Origin of the sequence: Humibacillus xanthopallidus, from assembly GCF_044793955.1 — a bacterium.
Taxonomy (GTDB): domain Bacteria; phylum Actinomycetota; class Actinomycetes; order Actinomycetales; family Dermatophilaceae; genus Humibacillus; species Humibacillus xanthopallidus_C.
In genome coordinates this window covers 3,751,808-3,765,227 of record NZ_CP084995.1, presented here as the reverse complement: position 1 = coordinate 3,765,227, position 13,420 = coordinate 3,751,808, and the positions used below count along the sequence as shown (strand labels likewise).

Genomic DNA, 13,420 nt, shown 5'->3' with positions numbered 1-13,420 from the left:
GCGACCCCGTGAGCGGGGCCGCAGGTCCTCTGCGTCCAGCCCGTGGGCCCGGTTCAGGCGCCGGGCTCACGGGCCACCTGCGACCGTGTCAGTCGAGCAGGAACCATCCTCGGACCTCCGCCTCATGGTCGACGTACCGCTCACCGGACACGTCGACGACCACCTTGTCGATGCTCCCACCCGTGAAGCGGTAGGGAGCCGTGTAGCTCGGCGACACGGGTGAGGCGTCGTCGCGGCCCACGCACAACCCGTCACCCACCAAGCAGAAGGCACCCGGCTGGGTCACGATCTGGGCACTGCCGACGGCGTCGGCGTCGACGTAGAGCGTCAGGGTTCCACGGGCGCCGGCCATCATCGGGTCCTCGCTGCGACCCTCGGCGACGAACTCCGCCGACACCACGTGCGCGCCGGGCTCGATCGCGCGGTCCGCGGTGACCGTCTGGACGTAGGTGCCGACCCAGTTGAAGACGTAGGTCAGCCGTTGGTCCTGTACGAAGAGGCTGTGCCCGCCGGCCACGCCGCCCTGGGCGAAGAGGACGCCCTGTGCGTCCGCGGTGTCGACCTGCACACCGGCCGAGATCGTGTAGGAACGTCCACCGACCGCGACGGCCGACTGCTCGGGCACTGACACGCAGTCGGGGTAGTAGACGTAGCGCTCGCGGGTGGGAGTGCCGCTGGGACGCTCGGCGAGCATCTGTTCGAGCGCGTTGCGGTCATCGAGCGGGAGCCCGTTGAACTGCTCAGCCAGCTCGAACCAGCGGGCCACCATCGCGCGCACCCGCTCGGGCTCGGCGTCGGCGAGGTTGGTCGATTGAGACCGGTCGACCTCGACGTGGTAGAGCTCCCACACGTCCTGGTCGAACTTGCCCCACCCGCTCAGCGGCGGGTGCATCGTGCAGGCCAGCCAGCCGTCCTCGTAGAGGGCGCGCTGGCCGAGCATCGCATAGAACTGGGTGCGCTTCGCAGGGGCGTCGAGTTGCGTGAGGGACGCCGCGAAGCTCTCGCCCTCGATGGCGCGCTGCTCGAAACCCTTGAGGCTCTGCGGCGGCGTGATGCCGATGAGCTCGTAGATCGTCGGGACGACGTCGACGGCGTGGACGTACTGCGGGCGCGGTGTCTGGGTCGCTGGCACCTTGGCCGGCCACGACACGATGCACATGTCGGCGATCCCGCCCTCGTAGCCCGCCCACCGCTTCCAGTAGGGGAAGGGTGTGTCGAAGGCCCATGCCCAGCCGGTGTTGTAGTGATTGTAGGACTTCGGCCCCCCCAGCTCGTCGATGTGCTCCAGGCTCAGCTCGGTGGGGGTGGGCACGCCGTTGAAGAAGCGCCACTCGTTGAACGTCCCGTTGGGGCCGCCCTCGCCGCTCGCCCCGTTGTCCGAGACCACGACGATGATGGTGTTGTCGAGCTCGCCCGAGGACTCGAGGAAGTCGACGACGCGACCCACCTGGTCGTCGGTGTACTCCACGTAGCCTGCAAACACCTCTGCCATGCGGACGAAGAGCCGTTTCTCGTCGGCGCTGAGCGACTCCCACGGACGCACGGTGTCGAGCATCGGCCACGGCTGTCCGTCCGGGCCCGTCACACCCGGCTCACCGTGGGGGTTGATGCCGGAGAGCTGGGTGTCGTCCGGCAGCAGACCGAGCTCCTTCTGGCGGGCGAGGATGCGGTCGCGGATCTCCTCGTAGCCCTCGTCAAAGACGCCCTTGTACTTATCGGACCACTCCTCGAACACGTGGTGCGGGGCATGCGCGGCGTCCAGGGAGAAGTAGAGGAAGAAGGGCTTGTCCGGCTCGACCACCTTGGCGTCCCGGATGAACTGGATCGCCCTGTCCGAGAAGTCCTTGGCGATGTGATAGCCCTCTTCCGGAGTCGCCGGAGGCTCGGTCGGGTGGTTGTCGTGGATCAGGTCGGGATACCAGCCGCTCGACTCGCCACCGAGGAAGCCGTAGAACCGCTCGAACCCACGACCCAGCGGCCAGCGCTTCTTCCACGCGGCCATGCCGGTCTCCTCACCGGGGGTGAGGTGCCACTTGCCGACGCAGTAGGTGTTGTAGCCGTGCTCCACCAACACCTCGGAGATGAAGCCGTTCTCGAAGGGGATCCGGGTCGAGATGCCCGGGAAGCCGGAGCTGAACTCCGCGATCGTCGCCATGCCGTTCGAGGTGGCGTTGCGACCGGTCAGCAGCGATGCGCGCGTGGGCGAGCACAGCGCCGTGGTGTGGAAGTTGGAGTACTTGACCCCGCGGTCCGCGATGCGGGTCATCGTCGGCGTGTGCACGGGACCGCCGAAGCAGTCCATGGTGCCGTAGCCCACGTCGTCCCAGACGATGAACACGACGTTGGGAGCGCCCTCGGGCGCCTTCGGCGCGAGGTACGGCTTCCAGTCGGGGACCGAGTCCCGGATGTCCAGCTCGACCCTGCCGTCGAAGTCCGTTGACATGAAAGCCGCCTCTCCTTCGTCCCGCAGCTCGTCGAGCTCGCGGATGCGCTCGTCGTGACCGGCGAGGAACTGGACGAATCGCGCGCAACCGCACGGACGAGCATGCCCCGGGTCGTGGGCTTCCCCCGCGTGTCGGGGGCCCTCTGCGAGCGTGGCACCGAGCGCGGGGCCACAAATCATCCGAAGGGGGTGACCCTCGGGTCCTCGGCTGCACGCAGAGTCACGGTGGGCACGATCGCGTGAGGTCAGTCGTCGAGGGCTGGCGCCGCGGCGAGACGGGCTCAGCGGCGTGCGAGGCGAGGCGACGCCCCGCTCGGGGGATCGGGACGCCGCCCCGCACCGACTACATCGCGTCGGGTCGGCGATCGTTACGGAGAGGCGGTTGCGGGGTCACCCGGAGCGACGTCGTCGGCAGCCGTGACGAGGACGACGATGAGGGTGCGCGGGCCGTGCACCCCCTCGACGCGCTGGAGCTCGATGTCGCTCGTTGCGCTCGGGCCGCTGATCCAGGTGAGCGGACGAGCGTCGCCCGGGGCCGGACGCAGCCGGGCCACGGCCTCGGGCACGTCGTGCACGATGCGGTCGGCGTCGATGACGCAGACGTGCGTGTCGGGCACCAGCGTCAGCTCGCGCCGGCCCTGGTCCGGACCGTGATCGAGCACGATCGTGCCGGTCGTCGCGATGCCCACGGCCGAGCGCGTCACCACGGCGTCGACAGCATCGAGCTCGGAGTGGGTCGTCGCGTCGGCTTCGTGGCTGACCGTCGCCACCGCGCCCAGGGCCTGCACCCAGGCGGGGTCGAGGCCCGAGGGCACCACGACCGAGTGGCAGCCGCTCGACCGCACTGCCTCGGCGACGGCGGTGGCCACCTCGGTCGCGCGGGCGCGGATGACGGTCGCCCGGTAGTCCGCGACGTTCTCGGCAAAGAGCTCCACCGTCTCGGACACCCCGGGCGAGGTCTCCTCGATGACCGGCACGGGACCACGCGCCCCGAGCTCCGTCGTCACGTCGGCCGTCGCCGCTCGCACCCTGGCGAGGATCTCGTCGCGTGCACTCATCGCTCGTCTCCTTCACTGCCGTGCTCGGTGCCCTGCCCGCTGCCGTCCGCCCTGCCCTGCTCGCTGCCGTGCTCTCGGACCCACCACTGCCGGAACGTCTCGGTGGGCGGCGTCGGCAGGTCGCGGGCGTTCGTCCACGCCCCGAGGCCAGGCACCGACCGGATGGTGCGCTTACCGATGATCCGCCCGGCAGTCGTCGCGGCCCGTTGCGCGCCGGCCAGTCGCTTGGGATCGGACAGCACCCACGCCGCTGCCTTCATGGCCGCCGACTCGGCCCGATGGCCGCCCTGCTGGGCGACGGTGCCGCGCAGCTCGACGAGCAGCTCGGGGATGTTGATGCGCACCGGGCATGCGTCGAAGCAGGCGCCGCAGAGGCTCGAGGCGTAGGGGAGCGACTGGTCGATCTCGCTCGCGGTGCCACGCAGCTGCGGGTTGAGCACGGCGCCGATCGGGCCCGGATAGACCGAGCCGTAGGCGTGACCACCGGTGCGCTCGTAGACCGGGCACACGTTGAGGCACGCGGAGCAGCGGATGCACCGCAGGGCCTGGCGTCCAAGGCGGTCGCCGAGCACGTGCGTTCGGCCGTTGTCGAGGAGGATGACGTGCACCTCCTGGGGCCCGTCACCTGCGTGCACCCCTGACCACATCGTCGTGTAGGGATTCATCCGCTCGCCGGTGCTCGACCGTGGCAGCAGCTGGAGCATCGGCCCGAGGTCCTCCCACGTGGGCAGGACCTTCTCGATGCCGACGACCGAGATGAGGGTCTCGGGCAGGGTCAGGCACATCCGTCCGTTGCCCTCGGACTCGACGACGACGAGGGTGCCGGTGTCGGCGATCGCGAAGTTCCCCCCCGACACCGCGACCTTGGCCCGCAGGAACTTCTCGCGCAGGTGCAGGCGCGCGGCCTCCGCCAGCCGGGCGGGGTCGTCGGTGAGGTCGGCGGGCGCCGGTCGCCCGACCTTGCCCATCTCGCTGGTGAAGATGTCACGGATCTCGCTGCGGTTGCGGTGGATCGCCGGCACGAGGATGTGGCTCGGGCGGTCGTGACCGAGCTGCACGATGAGCTCTGCGAGGTCGGTCTCCCACGCGTTGATGCCGGCGGCCTCCAGGGCTTCGTTGAGCTCGATCTCCTGGGTGGCCATCGACTTGACCTTGACGACCTCGTCGACCTCCTTGGCCCGCACGATGTCGACGACGATCTGGTTGGCCTCCTCGGCGTCGCGCGCCCAGTGCACGACGGCGCCGGCGGCGGTGAGGGTCGACTCCAGCTGCTCGAGGTAGTCAGCCAGGTGGGTCAGCGCCTCATCCTTGGCTTCGGCGCCGGCCACCCGGAGGGCCTCCCACTCGGGCACCTCGGCCACGACGTGGGCGCGCTTGGCGCGGATCGTGTGGGTCGCATTGTGCAGGTTGCGCCGCTGCTGGGTGTTGGCCAGCGCCGTGCGTGCCGCGTCGGGGAAGCTCGGCATCCCGACGAAGGTCGCCGAGGTCTGCTGGACGGGCCCCCCGGTCGGTTCGCCCGCCGTGCGGGTCGTGCTGCCGTATGCCGCATCGCCGGGTGCCGCAGGTGGCGTCGTCGCGCTCATGCCGGGTGCTCCTTCGTCGAGGCCAGGATCTCGGCCAGGTGCAGTCTGCGCACCCCGGAGCGCTCGCGCCCGAGGATGCCGCCGATGTGGGCCAGGCAGGAGTTGTCGCCGGCGACGAGCACCTCGGCGCCGGTCTCGACGACGCGTCGCGCCTTGTCGGCGCCCATGGCGACCGACACGTCGGCGTTCTTCATCGCGAACGTGCCACCGAAGCCGCAGCACTCGTCGGCGCCGGGGAGCTCGACGAGGTCGATGCCGCGCACGGCCCGCAGCAGCTGGAGGGGGCGGTCGCCGACCCGCAGCATGCGCAGCGAGTGGCAGGTGGGGTGGTAGGTGACGCGGTGGGGGAACCAGGCCCCGACATCGGTCACGCCGAGCACGTCGACGAGGAACTCCGACAGCTCGTAGACCTTGGGTCGCAGCTGCTCGACGCGTCTCTGCAGGCCCGCGTCGCCGCCCGACGAGGCGATCATCGGGTGCTGCTCGCGGACCGAGCCGACGCACGATCCCGACGGGGCGACCACGGCGTCGTAGTCGCCGAACACGTCGACGAAGCGGCGCACGAGCGGCAGGGCTTTGGCGGCATACCCCGTGTTGGTGAGCATCTGCCCGCAGCACGTCTGCTCCATGGGGAACTCGACCCGGCAGCCGAGCCGCTCGAGCAGCCGGACGGTGGCCTTGGGGGTCTCGGGCCACATCGTGTCGTTGAAGCAGGTCGCGAAGAGCGCGACCCGCAGGTCGGTCGCGCGAGGAGTCGGCGTCGTCATGGCAGCATCCAAGCAAGAACGCTCGACTGCAGCCCGACGAGCAGGCACATCGCGATGATCAGGCCGATGCTCCACGGCAGGACCTTGCGCAGGATGTCGGCCTCACGGCCCAGCAACCCGACGGCCGTGGCCGCGATGGTGAGGTTCTGCGGGCTGATCATCTTGCCGACGACGCCGCCGGAGGTGTTGGCCGCGACGAGCAGCGTGGGGTCGATGCCGGCGGTCTGCGCGGCGCTCTGCTGGAGCGTCGCGAAGAGGGCGTTCGCGCTCGTGTCCGAGCCCGTGACGGCGGTGCCGATCCAGCCCAGCAGAGGGCTGAGGTACGCGAAGAGCGCGCCCGTCGCGGCGATCCACGTGCCGATGGTGATGGTCTGGCCGGAGAGGTTCATGACGTACGCGAGGGCCAGCACCGACGCGACAGTCAGGAACGCGAACCGCATCTTGTGGGCCGTCGCCGCCATCTCCTTGCCCCAGCCGCTGAGGCCGATGCCGTAGACGAGGGCGACGATGAGCGAGCAGATGAGCAGCATGGTGCCGGGGGAGCTGAGCCACGCGAGGGTGTAGGTCGTGGAGGGGTTCGGCGTGCCGGCGTGGGTCAGCACCTCGCCGGAGAGGCCCGGCCACCCGATCTTGAGGTCGGTGCTCGCCAGCCAGGCCTTGACCGGCGCCACGAGCTTGGCGATCGCGAAGACGACGATGACGAGCACGTAGGGGAAGAGCGCCATGCTGATCCGGCCCGGGGTGAGCGACCGGGCACGTGCCTCGAGCTCGTCGGCCGAGACGGTGTAGTCGTTGCCGCCCGCCACGGCCCGCGGCGCCGTGGTGCCGTCTTCCCCCTCTGCCGGGGTGGCCGAGGCGGTCGAGCCTGCCGACCCGGCAGCGGAGGCGGTGGAGCCCGACGCCACCGAGACGAGGTCGCGCTCACGCTCGAGGTGGAGCGTCTCGAGTGCCGACTCGCGTCCGGTGGGCTGCCAGACCTTGAGGAAGAGGACTGCCGCGGCCAGCCCGGCGAGCGAGGCGATGATGTCGGTCAGCTCGACCGAGATGAACGTCGCCGAGAGCCACTGGAAGAAGGCGAAGGTGACACCGACGACCACGGCCACCGGCCAGGTCTGGCGCACGCCGCGCCGGCCGTCCGCCATGAGCACGAGCAGGAGCGGCACGAAGGCCGCGAGGATGGGGGTCTGGTGCCCGACGTAGGCCCCGATCTCGGTGTACGGGATGCCCGTGAGGGCGCCGGCGGTGATGATCGGCGTGCCGATCGCCCCGAAGGCCACGGGAGCGGTGTTGGCGAGCAGGACGACCGCGGCGGCGCGCAGCGGTGAGAAGCCGAGAGCCATGAGCATGACGCCGGTGATCGCCACCGGGGCCCCGAAGCCCGCCAGCGCCTCGAGCAGACCGCCGAAGCAGAAGGCGATGATGATCGCTTGCACCCGGGGGTCGTCCGAGATCAGGTGGAAGGTGGCACGCAGGTCCTCGAACCGGCCGGAGCGCACGGTGACCTGGTAGAGCACGATCGCCGTGAAGACGATCCACATGATGGGGAAGACCCCGAAGGCCGCGCCCTGGGTGGCGGCCAGGACCGCGAGCTCGACCGGCATACCGAAGAAGAGGGACGCCACGACGATGGCAACGGCGACAGCCGTGAGTCCGGCCCAGTGCGCCTTCCAGCGCAGCAGGCCCAGCGTGACGAAGACGGTCAGCAGAGGCACGAGGGCGACGAGCGCCGAGATCGCGAGGCTGTCACCCACCGGGTCGATGTCGGGTTGGAAGGCGGTGGGCACGAGGGTGGCGAGGGGCATGGGTCCTCCGAGTCGCACGACGTTGGGCTGGGAGACCTAATGGTCAGACCATTAGGAGTGCCTGAAAAGTAGGGGGCTGGAGGGGGGCCTGTCAATGGTCTGACCATTCTTTCGGACGACGGGGTCGTCGTGGCATGCTGTGCCGGTGCCTGCTGACGACGCTCCCCTTGCCGCCGGCGCGCCCGGTGACCGCGGCCCGAGGGCCTTCGAGGTCGTGCTCGGCTGGGTCGATGACCGCATCCTCAGCGGAGAGCTGCGGGTGGGGGACCGGCTGCCGCCCGAGCGGGAGCTTGCCAAGCTGCTCGACGTCAGCCGGCCCGCGGTGCGCGAGGCGGTGCGCACCCTGCAGGCGCAGGGCGTCGTGCACTCGGCAGTCGGCGCCGGTGCCACGGGGGGCACCACCATCCGGGCGGTGCCGACCGATGCGCTGACGCGGCTGCTGCGCCTGCACGTCGCGCTTGCCAACTTCGCCCTCTCCGACGTCATCGAGGTGCGAATCGCCTTGGAGCGACTCAGTGTCCGCCTCGCGGCCACCCATGCGACGGCTGCCGACCTGGCGACGATGCGACGCCTCCTCGACGCGATGGCCGATCCCGAGATCGAGCGCGTGCGGTTCAACGACTGCGACACGGAGTTCCACGTGGCCGTGGCGGCCGCGGCGGGCAACAGTCTCGCGACCGACCTGACGGTCGCGATCCGCGAGTCGTTGCGGCTGCCCATCCTCGACCGGTTCCGTCGGCTCGACTCCTGGGACGACGTCGTCGAAGGGCTCCGGCGCGACCACGAGGCGATCCACGCCGCCATCGCCCGTGGCGACGGCGATGAGGCAGAGCGGCTGGTGGAGGCGCACATCCGAGGGGCCTGGCGCAGCCTCAACCCTGTGGGCGAGGCAGCCCCGGCGTAGCCCCTCGGGTGCCGGGCCGCGACACCACGGCCTCCGGACCCCTGCGGCGCACCCTGGCGGGCGGCTGCGTGGCCGTACGGTGGCGCCATGACCGAGCCGTCACCCGAGCCGTCACCCGTGCCGTCAACCGTGCCCGTCGAACGCGTCGTCCCTCCCGCGATGATGACGCGTCTCGCCAACCCCGTCCTGACGTGGCTGCTCTCCGGGCGGCGCCGGTCGACCAAGGTGGGCCAGGGGTTGCTCCTGCTTCATGTCACAGGACGCCGCTCGGGGCGGGTGTACTCGACCCCCGTGGCCTACCACCGGCTCCCGGACGGCCGCCTGCTCGTGGTGTCGAGCTCGCGTTGGCGGGTCAACCTGCGGGGGCGAGCGACGCCGGTGGAGCTCACCCTGCTCGGAAAGCGCGTGCCGGCCACCGCGACGCTGGAGGAGCGGCCCGAGGCCGTCGCCGAGGTCTACGAGCGCATGATCAGGGACCTCGGACCCGACCAGGCGCGCCGCCGTCTGGGCATCCGGATCAACGTGCCGCGCGTGCCCACGCCGGCGGAGCTCGAGGACGCCGTGCGGCGCGAACACCTCAGCCTCATCCACCTCGACGTTGCGAGGGGTGAGGTGTGAGGGGGCCGGTGCTCGTGGTCGGATCGCGCGGCAACGTAGGCGCTGCCACGGTGCGCGCCCTCGTGGAGCGCAGCGTGCCGGTGCGGGCGGGCGTCGCCGGCCCCGCTCCGGCGTCGGCGACGGCAGCGACCCCAGGGGTCGAGAGCGTGCACCTCGATCTCTTTCGGCCCGAGACCTTCGGCCCGGCGGTGCAGGGCATCGGCGGACTGCTGCTCCTGCGGCCGCCGCCCGTCTCGAGAGTCGGCCCCACACTGAACGCGCTCATCGAGGCTGCGGTCGCGGCGGGTGTGCCGCACATCGTTTTCTCGTCTGTCGCTGGAGCCGACACCAACCGGCTCGTGCCGCATCACCGAGTCGAGACCCACCTGCGGCAGCACGCACCATCCTGGACCATCCTGAGGCCGGGCTTCTTTGCGCAGAACCTCGCCGATGCCTACCGGAGAGACATCACGGAGGACGACAGGATCCACCTTCCCGCAGGAGAGGGGTCTGTCGCCTTCGTCGACACCGACGACATCGGCGCGGTCGCCGCTGGGATCCTGGCCGAGCCGGGGCCGCACCGGGGTCGCGGCTATACGCTCACCGGCCCTCAGGCAGTCACGTTCGGCGACCTCGCCGGCATGCTGACGGCCGCCCTGGGGCGCCACATCGGATATGAGCCTGCCACGGTCCTGGGCTACGCACGACACCTGCGTTCCCGAGGACTGCCGATCGCGCAGGTGGCTGTGCAGACGGTCCTGCACGTTGGGCTGCGGCGCGGTGACGCGGAGCACGTCGACCCCACTCTCAGTCACCTGTTGGGCCGGCCGGCTCGTTCCATCGAGGAGTACGTGCGCGATCACGCGGCCACCTGGGCACGGCCAGCCCAGTGACCCCCGCGCACGGGGCGGCCCGCTCCGGTCAGCTTCATCGAACACGTCGTGGACGCTGTCCTCCGCTCGCAGTGAGGGTCTGCGGGCTCGTGGCCTGCGGTTCGGTGTGGCTCGGTCCGTCGTCTCGCAGCAGGCCGCGATCTCACGGGGCTTGCGCGACGGCAGGTTCGGGGCCCTTCCGTCGAAAATCGGTGGATGCGGACGGACTAGATGCTGCGCCCGTCGGGTAGTGAGGGAAGACAGACGGTCGCCGGTCGGCTTCCCACGGCTCAAGAAACGGGTCCCTTGCGGCCGGCGCGCAGGAAGGGCACATCATGACCCAGCATCCACACACCCCGTCGGGGACGTCGTTCGATGAGACTGACGCCACGACGCTGTCGCAGCACGCGGCATACGACGACTCCACGTCGGTCACCAGCGCAACCCCGACCGGAGTCAGCGAGCCCGTCGAGCCGTTCTCGGGCACGATGCCCGAGGCGGGCCTGCCGGAGTACTCGACCGGTAACGGCGCCGCCTCCACGTCAGACCGCGACGAGGCTGCGTCGGTGACCTCGGACGCCGCGCAGAGCGGTCGCCAGGTGGCCGACACGGCCGTCTCGGAGGCCAAGGACGTTGTCGCAGAGGCGCGCTCACAGGTCAGCACCCTGCTGGAGCAGCTCCGCGGCGAGGCCACCGAGCAGGCGTCGGGGCAGAGCGACCGCGCCGTCAAGGGCCTGCGCAGCCTGGGCGACGAGCTCACGCAGATGGCCTCCACCTCGGAGCAGCGCGGCATCGCGACCGACCTCGCCGGCCAGGCGGCCGAGCGGGTGCAGTCGGTGGCCGGCTGGCTCGAGCAGCGCCAGCCCGGGGAGGTCCTCGACGAGGTGCGCGACTTCGCGCGCCGGCGTCCCGGCACCTTCCTCGCCGCCGCGGCCGTCGCCGGCCTGATCGGTGGACGGCTCACCCGCGGGCTCACCGCGGGCTCGGACAGCTCGAAGACCACGGGCGCGGGCACGGGCTCGCGCGCCGCCGTCGGCGACGACCTCCCCGGCACCCCGGGGTATGCCGCCCGGCCGGCAACGAGCGTGGGCACCGACCCGACGCGCGTCGACGCGGGCATCGACCCGGCGACCTACACCCACCCCCGGCCCGGCATCGAGGGTGTGGAGGGCGTCGAGCTCGGCCAGGGGCTGCGGTGAGCACCCAGGCATCGCGCCCGGTGGGCTCGCACCCGGGCCCGGTCGACGACGTGAGCGCTCACGAGAAGGCCGACACGGCGTCGCTGGGCGACATCGTCGGTGACATCAGCTCGGGCCTGTCGACCCTGATGCGCCAGGAGGTCGCGCTCGCCAAGGCGGAGGCTCGGGAGTCGGCCTCGCAGGCCGGCAAGGCCGCGGGCCTCTTCAGCGGCGCGGCCCTGGGCGGCTGGATGGCCGCTCTCTTCCTCTCCCTCGCCGTGTGGGAGTGGATCGCGGGAGCCATCGACAGCAGGGCCTGGGCAGCCCTCATCGTGATGGCCATCTGGGCCCTGGTCGCAGCGATCCTCGCTGCGATGGGCCGTCAAGACATGAGACGTGTGAGTGGCATGCCCCGGACCCTCGAGACCACCAAGCGAGTTCCGGATGCCCTCAAGGGACAGGAGACGACATGAGCACCTACGACAGCCAGACCGGGCAGACGAGCACCGACCCCGACGTGATCCGCGACGAGATCGAGCAGACCCGGCGCAACCTCAGCCGGGACGTCAACGCGCTCGGTGAGTCGGTCACGCCCAGCCACCTGGCGAAGCAGCAGGCCGACAAGGTCAAGGACAAGGCCGGCGACTTGCGTGACCGCATCATGGGCAGCGCCTCCGACGCCGGCAGCTCCACCGCCGACCGGGCGTCCGGTCTGGCGTCGGACGTCGGCGACAAGACCCAGGGTGCTGCCGCCGCCGTCAAGGACCGGGCCGTCGGCAATCCCCTGGCCGCGGGCCTCATCGCCCTCGGTGCCGGGTGGCTGCTGGGCTCGCTGCTGCCCGCCTCGCAGAAGGAGCGCGAGCTGAGCGAGACGGTCAAGGAGAAGGCGGCGCCCGTCGTCGAGGCGGCGCAGTCGACCGTCAAGGACGCGGCCGCCGAGGCCGGCGAGCACCTCAAGGGCCCCGCGTCCGACGCCGTGACTGCCGTCAAGGACCAGGCGCAGACCTCGGCCGACCACGTCAAGCAGGAGGCCCAGCAGGCCACGAGCGACGTGCGCGACAGTGCCACCGACTCCGCGAGCGCGGTGCGCGAGCAGCACTGACCTCGCGTCAGACGGAGGGCGTCGACCTCGAGGTCGGCGCCCTCCGTTGCGCCCACATGGTCACCCGCCACGGGGTCGCGGGCTGCCCGCAAAGGCTGGCACCGGCCGTTCGCGACGGATTACGCTGGCCCCAGGAGCGGGTGGGAGCAGGCACCGCGCTCTCAAGCACCAGCCGTCGCAGGAGATGCACGATGACACGATCGTCGACCTCGTTGCCGAAGCCCGTGCATGAGGCCCAGTCCGTCCACGTCAGCCAAGGGATCTTGGCGGTCGACGTCGACCTGACCGAGACCGAGCAGTTCATCCTCGAGATGCTGCAGCGGCTCGATGCCGCCGACACGGAGGCAGCAAACCTCAGGCGTGCTCTTGGCCACAGCCGCGACATCGGCGCGGCCGTGGGGGTGCTGATGGCTCTGAGAAAGGTGACGCGCGAGGAGGCCTTCGACCTCCTGCGCCGGGCCAGCCAAGACCAGAATCGCAAGCTGTGCGACCTGGCCCTCGACGTGCTCAACACCGGTGAGCTGCCCTGCAGCTCGAGATGACGTCAGTGCCGCCGCTGAGGCGCCCCGGCAGTGGGTAGGGGTGATGCGTGCAGACGTCCCTCGGCTCACGTGTCCTCGTGGCGGCCATCATCGTCACCGCGACCGGGTCGGGCTGCGGCCCGCAACAGGGCAACCCGGAGGCCCGAGACGTCGCCTCCGTGGTGGTTCAGTTCAGGTCCCACGCGGTCTCGGACGTGGAAGCTGCGTGCGCGCTCCTCGCACCAGAGAGCGCGATGGAGCTGGAGCAGGCCTCGGGCAGCTGCGGCCGTGGCTTGACTGCCGCGCACCTCGCAGACGGTGGACGCGTGCGAGACGTTGAGGTCTACGGGCTCGACGCCATGGTGCGCCTGGAGCAGGACACCGTCTTCCTGGCCCGCTTCGACGACGGCTGGAGGATCACGGCCGCCGGGTGCACGCCTCGGGGTGATGGGCCCTACGACTGCGACATCAAGGGAGGGTGACGTGCGTTCGGTGTTCGTCGGCTATCTCGTCTTCATCTCAGCGGGGCTCGCCTACTGCCTGGTGATCGGGCTGTCTCAGCGATGAGGTGGGTGAAAGAGCAGGGCCTCACT

At 70.8% G+C, this 13,420-nt stretch carries 13 protein-coding genes; 8 read left to right on the top strand and 5 right to left on the bottom strand.

Going from position 1 to position 13,420, the window contains the following annotated elements; genetic code table 11:
- Positions 1 to 88: 88 nt before the first annotated feature.
- The 5 genes from LG278_RS16985 to LG278_RS16965 all read right to left on the bottom strand — a co-directional run bounded on the left by LG278_RS16985 (position 89) and on the right by LG278_RS16965 (position 7,653).
- On the bottom strand, positions 89 to 2,443 hold the full coding sequence (locus LG278_RS16985; protein ID WP_404388662.1) for a sulfatase-like hydrolase/transferase: 2,355 nt from the start codon (positions 2,441 to 2,443) through the stop codon (positions 89 to 91).
- 368 nt (positions 2,444 to 2,811) lie between these two features.
- Positions 2,812 to 3,501, bottom strand: coding sequence for a lactate utilization protein C (locus tag LG278_RS16980; RefSeq protein ID WP_404388661.1), 690 nt, complete (start codon positions 3,499 to 3,501; stop codon positions 2,812 to 2,814).
- The gene (locus LG278_RS16975; protein WP_404393698.1) at positions 3,498 to 4,967 is read right to left on the bottom strand and encodes a LutB/LldF family L-lactate oxidation iron-sulfur protein; all 1,470 of its coding nucleotides are present in this window, start codon (positions 4,965 to 4,967) and stop codon (positions 3,498 to 3,500) included. The genes LG278_RS16980 and LG278_RS16975 overlap by 4 nt, the downstream gene beginning before the upstream one ends.
- A 113-nt stretch (positions 4,968 to 5,080) precedes the next feature.
- Positions 5,081 to 5,851 (bottom strand): (Fe-S)-binding protein, encoded by a 771-nt coding sequence (locus tag LG278_RS16970; protein ID WP_404388660.1) that lies wholly within the window; start codon positions 5,849 to 5,851, stop codon positions 5,081 to 5,083.
- Positions 5,848 to 7,653, bottom strand: a complete 1,806-nt coding sequence (locus tag LG278_RS16965) for an L-lactate permease (RefSeq protein WP_404388658.1) — start codon at positions 7,651 to 7,653, stop codon at positions 5,848 to 5,850. The genes LG278_RS16970 and LG278_RS16965 overlap by 4 nt, the downstream gene beginning before the upstream one ends.
- Before the next feature lie 145 nt (positions 7,654 to 7,798).
- Between LG278_RS16965 and LG278_RS16960 the strand changes: the two genes are divergently transcribed.
- From LG278_RS16960 to LG278_RS16925, 8 genes are all read left to right on the top strand, one after another.
- Positions 7,799 to 8,557, top strand: coding sequence for a FadR/GntR family transcriptional regulator (locus tag LG278_RS16960; protein ID WP_404388657.1), 759 nt, complete (start codon positions 7,799 to 7,801; stop codon positions 8,555 to 8,557).
- Positions 8,558 to 8,644: 87 nt separating this feature from the next.
- The gene (locus LG278_RS16955; RefSeq protein ID WP_404388656.1) at positions 8,645 to 9,175 is read left to right on the top strand and encodes a nitroreductase/quinone reductase family protein; all 531 of its coding nucleotides are present in this window, start codon (positions 8,645 to 8,647) and stop codon (positions 9,173 to 9,175) included.
- Positions 9,172 to 10,047, top strand: coding sequence for an NAD(P)H-binding protein (locus LG278_RS16950; protein ID WP_404388655.1), 876 nt, complete (start codon positions 9,172 to 9,174; stop codon positions 10,045 to 10,047). The genes LG278_RS16955 and LG278_RS16950 overlap by 4 nt, the downstream gene beginning before the upstream one ends.
- A 314-nt stretch (positions 10,048 to 10,361) precedes the next feature.
- Positions 10,362 to 11,225 (top strand): hypothetical protein, encoded by an 864-nt coding sequence (locus LG278_RS16945; protein ID WP_404388654.1) that lies wholly within the window; start codon positions 10,362 to 10,364, stop codon positions 11,223 to 11,225.
- Entirely contained in the window at positions 11,222 to 11,677 is a 456-nt protein-coding gene (locus LG278_RS16940) for a phage holin family protein (RefSeq protein WP_404388652.1), read from the top strand. Before LG278_RS16945 ends, LG278_RS16940 begins: the two co-directional genes overlap by 4 nt.
- Positions 11,674 to 12,306 (top strand): YqjD family protein, encoded by a 633-nt coding sequence (locus LG278_RS16935; RefSeq protein ID WP_404388651.1) that lies wholly within the window; start codon positions 11,674 to 11,676, stop codon positions 12,304 to 12,306. Before LG278_RS16940 ends, LG278_RS16935 begins: the two co-directional genes overlap by 4 nt.
- A 263-nt stretch (positions 12,307 to 12,569) precedes the next feature.
- On the top strand, positions 12,570 to 12,848 hold the full coding sequence (locus LG278_RS16930) for an ANTAR domain-containing protein (RefSeq protein ID WP_404388649.1): 279 nt from the start codon (positions 12,570 to 12,572) through the stop codon (positions 12,846 to 12,848).
- Between the two features lie 47 nt (positions 12,849 to 12,895).
- A complete protein-coding gene (locus LG278_RS16925; RefSeq protein WP_404388648.1) occupies positions 12,896 to 13,309 on the top strand; it encodes a hypothetical protein in 414 nt (137 codons plus the stop codon).
- The last annotated feature ends 111 nt before the right edge of the window (positions 13,310 to 13,420 follow it).

Bases quoted from the DNA above. Each gene is read 5' to 3' on its own strand.
- LG278_RS16985 (WP_404388662.1), bottom strand. From the start codon at position 2,443: ATGTCAACGGACTTCGACGGCAGGGTCGAGCTGGACATCCGGGACTCG.
- LG278_RS16965 (WP_404388658.1), bottom strand. From the start codon at position 7,653: ATGCCCCTCGCCACCCTCGTGCCCACCGCCTTCCAACCCGACATCGAC.
- LG278_RS16980 (WP_404388661.1), bottom strand. From the start codon at position 3,501: ATGAGTGCACGCGACGAGATCCTCGCCAGGGTGCGAGCGGCGACGGCC.
- LG278_RS16955 (WP_404388656.1), top strand. From the start codon at position 8,645: ATGACCGAGCCGTCACCCGAGCCGTCACCCGTGCCGTCAACCGTGCCC.
- LG278_RS16945 (WP_404388654.1), top strand. From the start codon at position 10,362: ATGACCCAGCATCCACACACCCCGTCGGGGACGTCGTTCGATGAGACT.
- LG278_RS16970 (WP_404388660.1), bottom strand. From the start codon at position 5,851: ATGACGACGCCGACTCCTCGCGCGACCGACCTGCGGGTCGCGCTCTTC.
- LG278_RS16935 (WP_404388651.1), top strand. From the start codon at position 11,674: ATGAGCACCTACGACAGCCAGACCGGGCAGACGAGCACCGACCCCGAC.
- LG278_RS16975 (WP_404393698.1), bottom strand. From the start codon at position 4,967: ATGCCGAGCTTCCCCGACGCGGCACGCACGGCGCTGGCCAACACCCAG.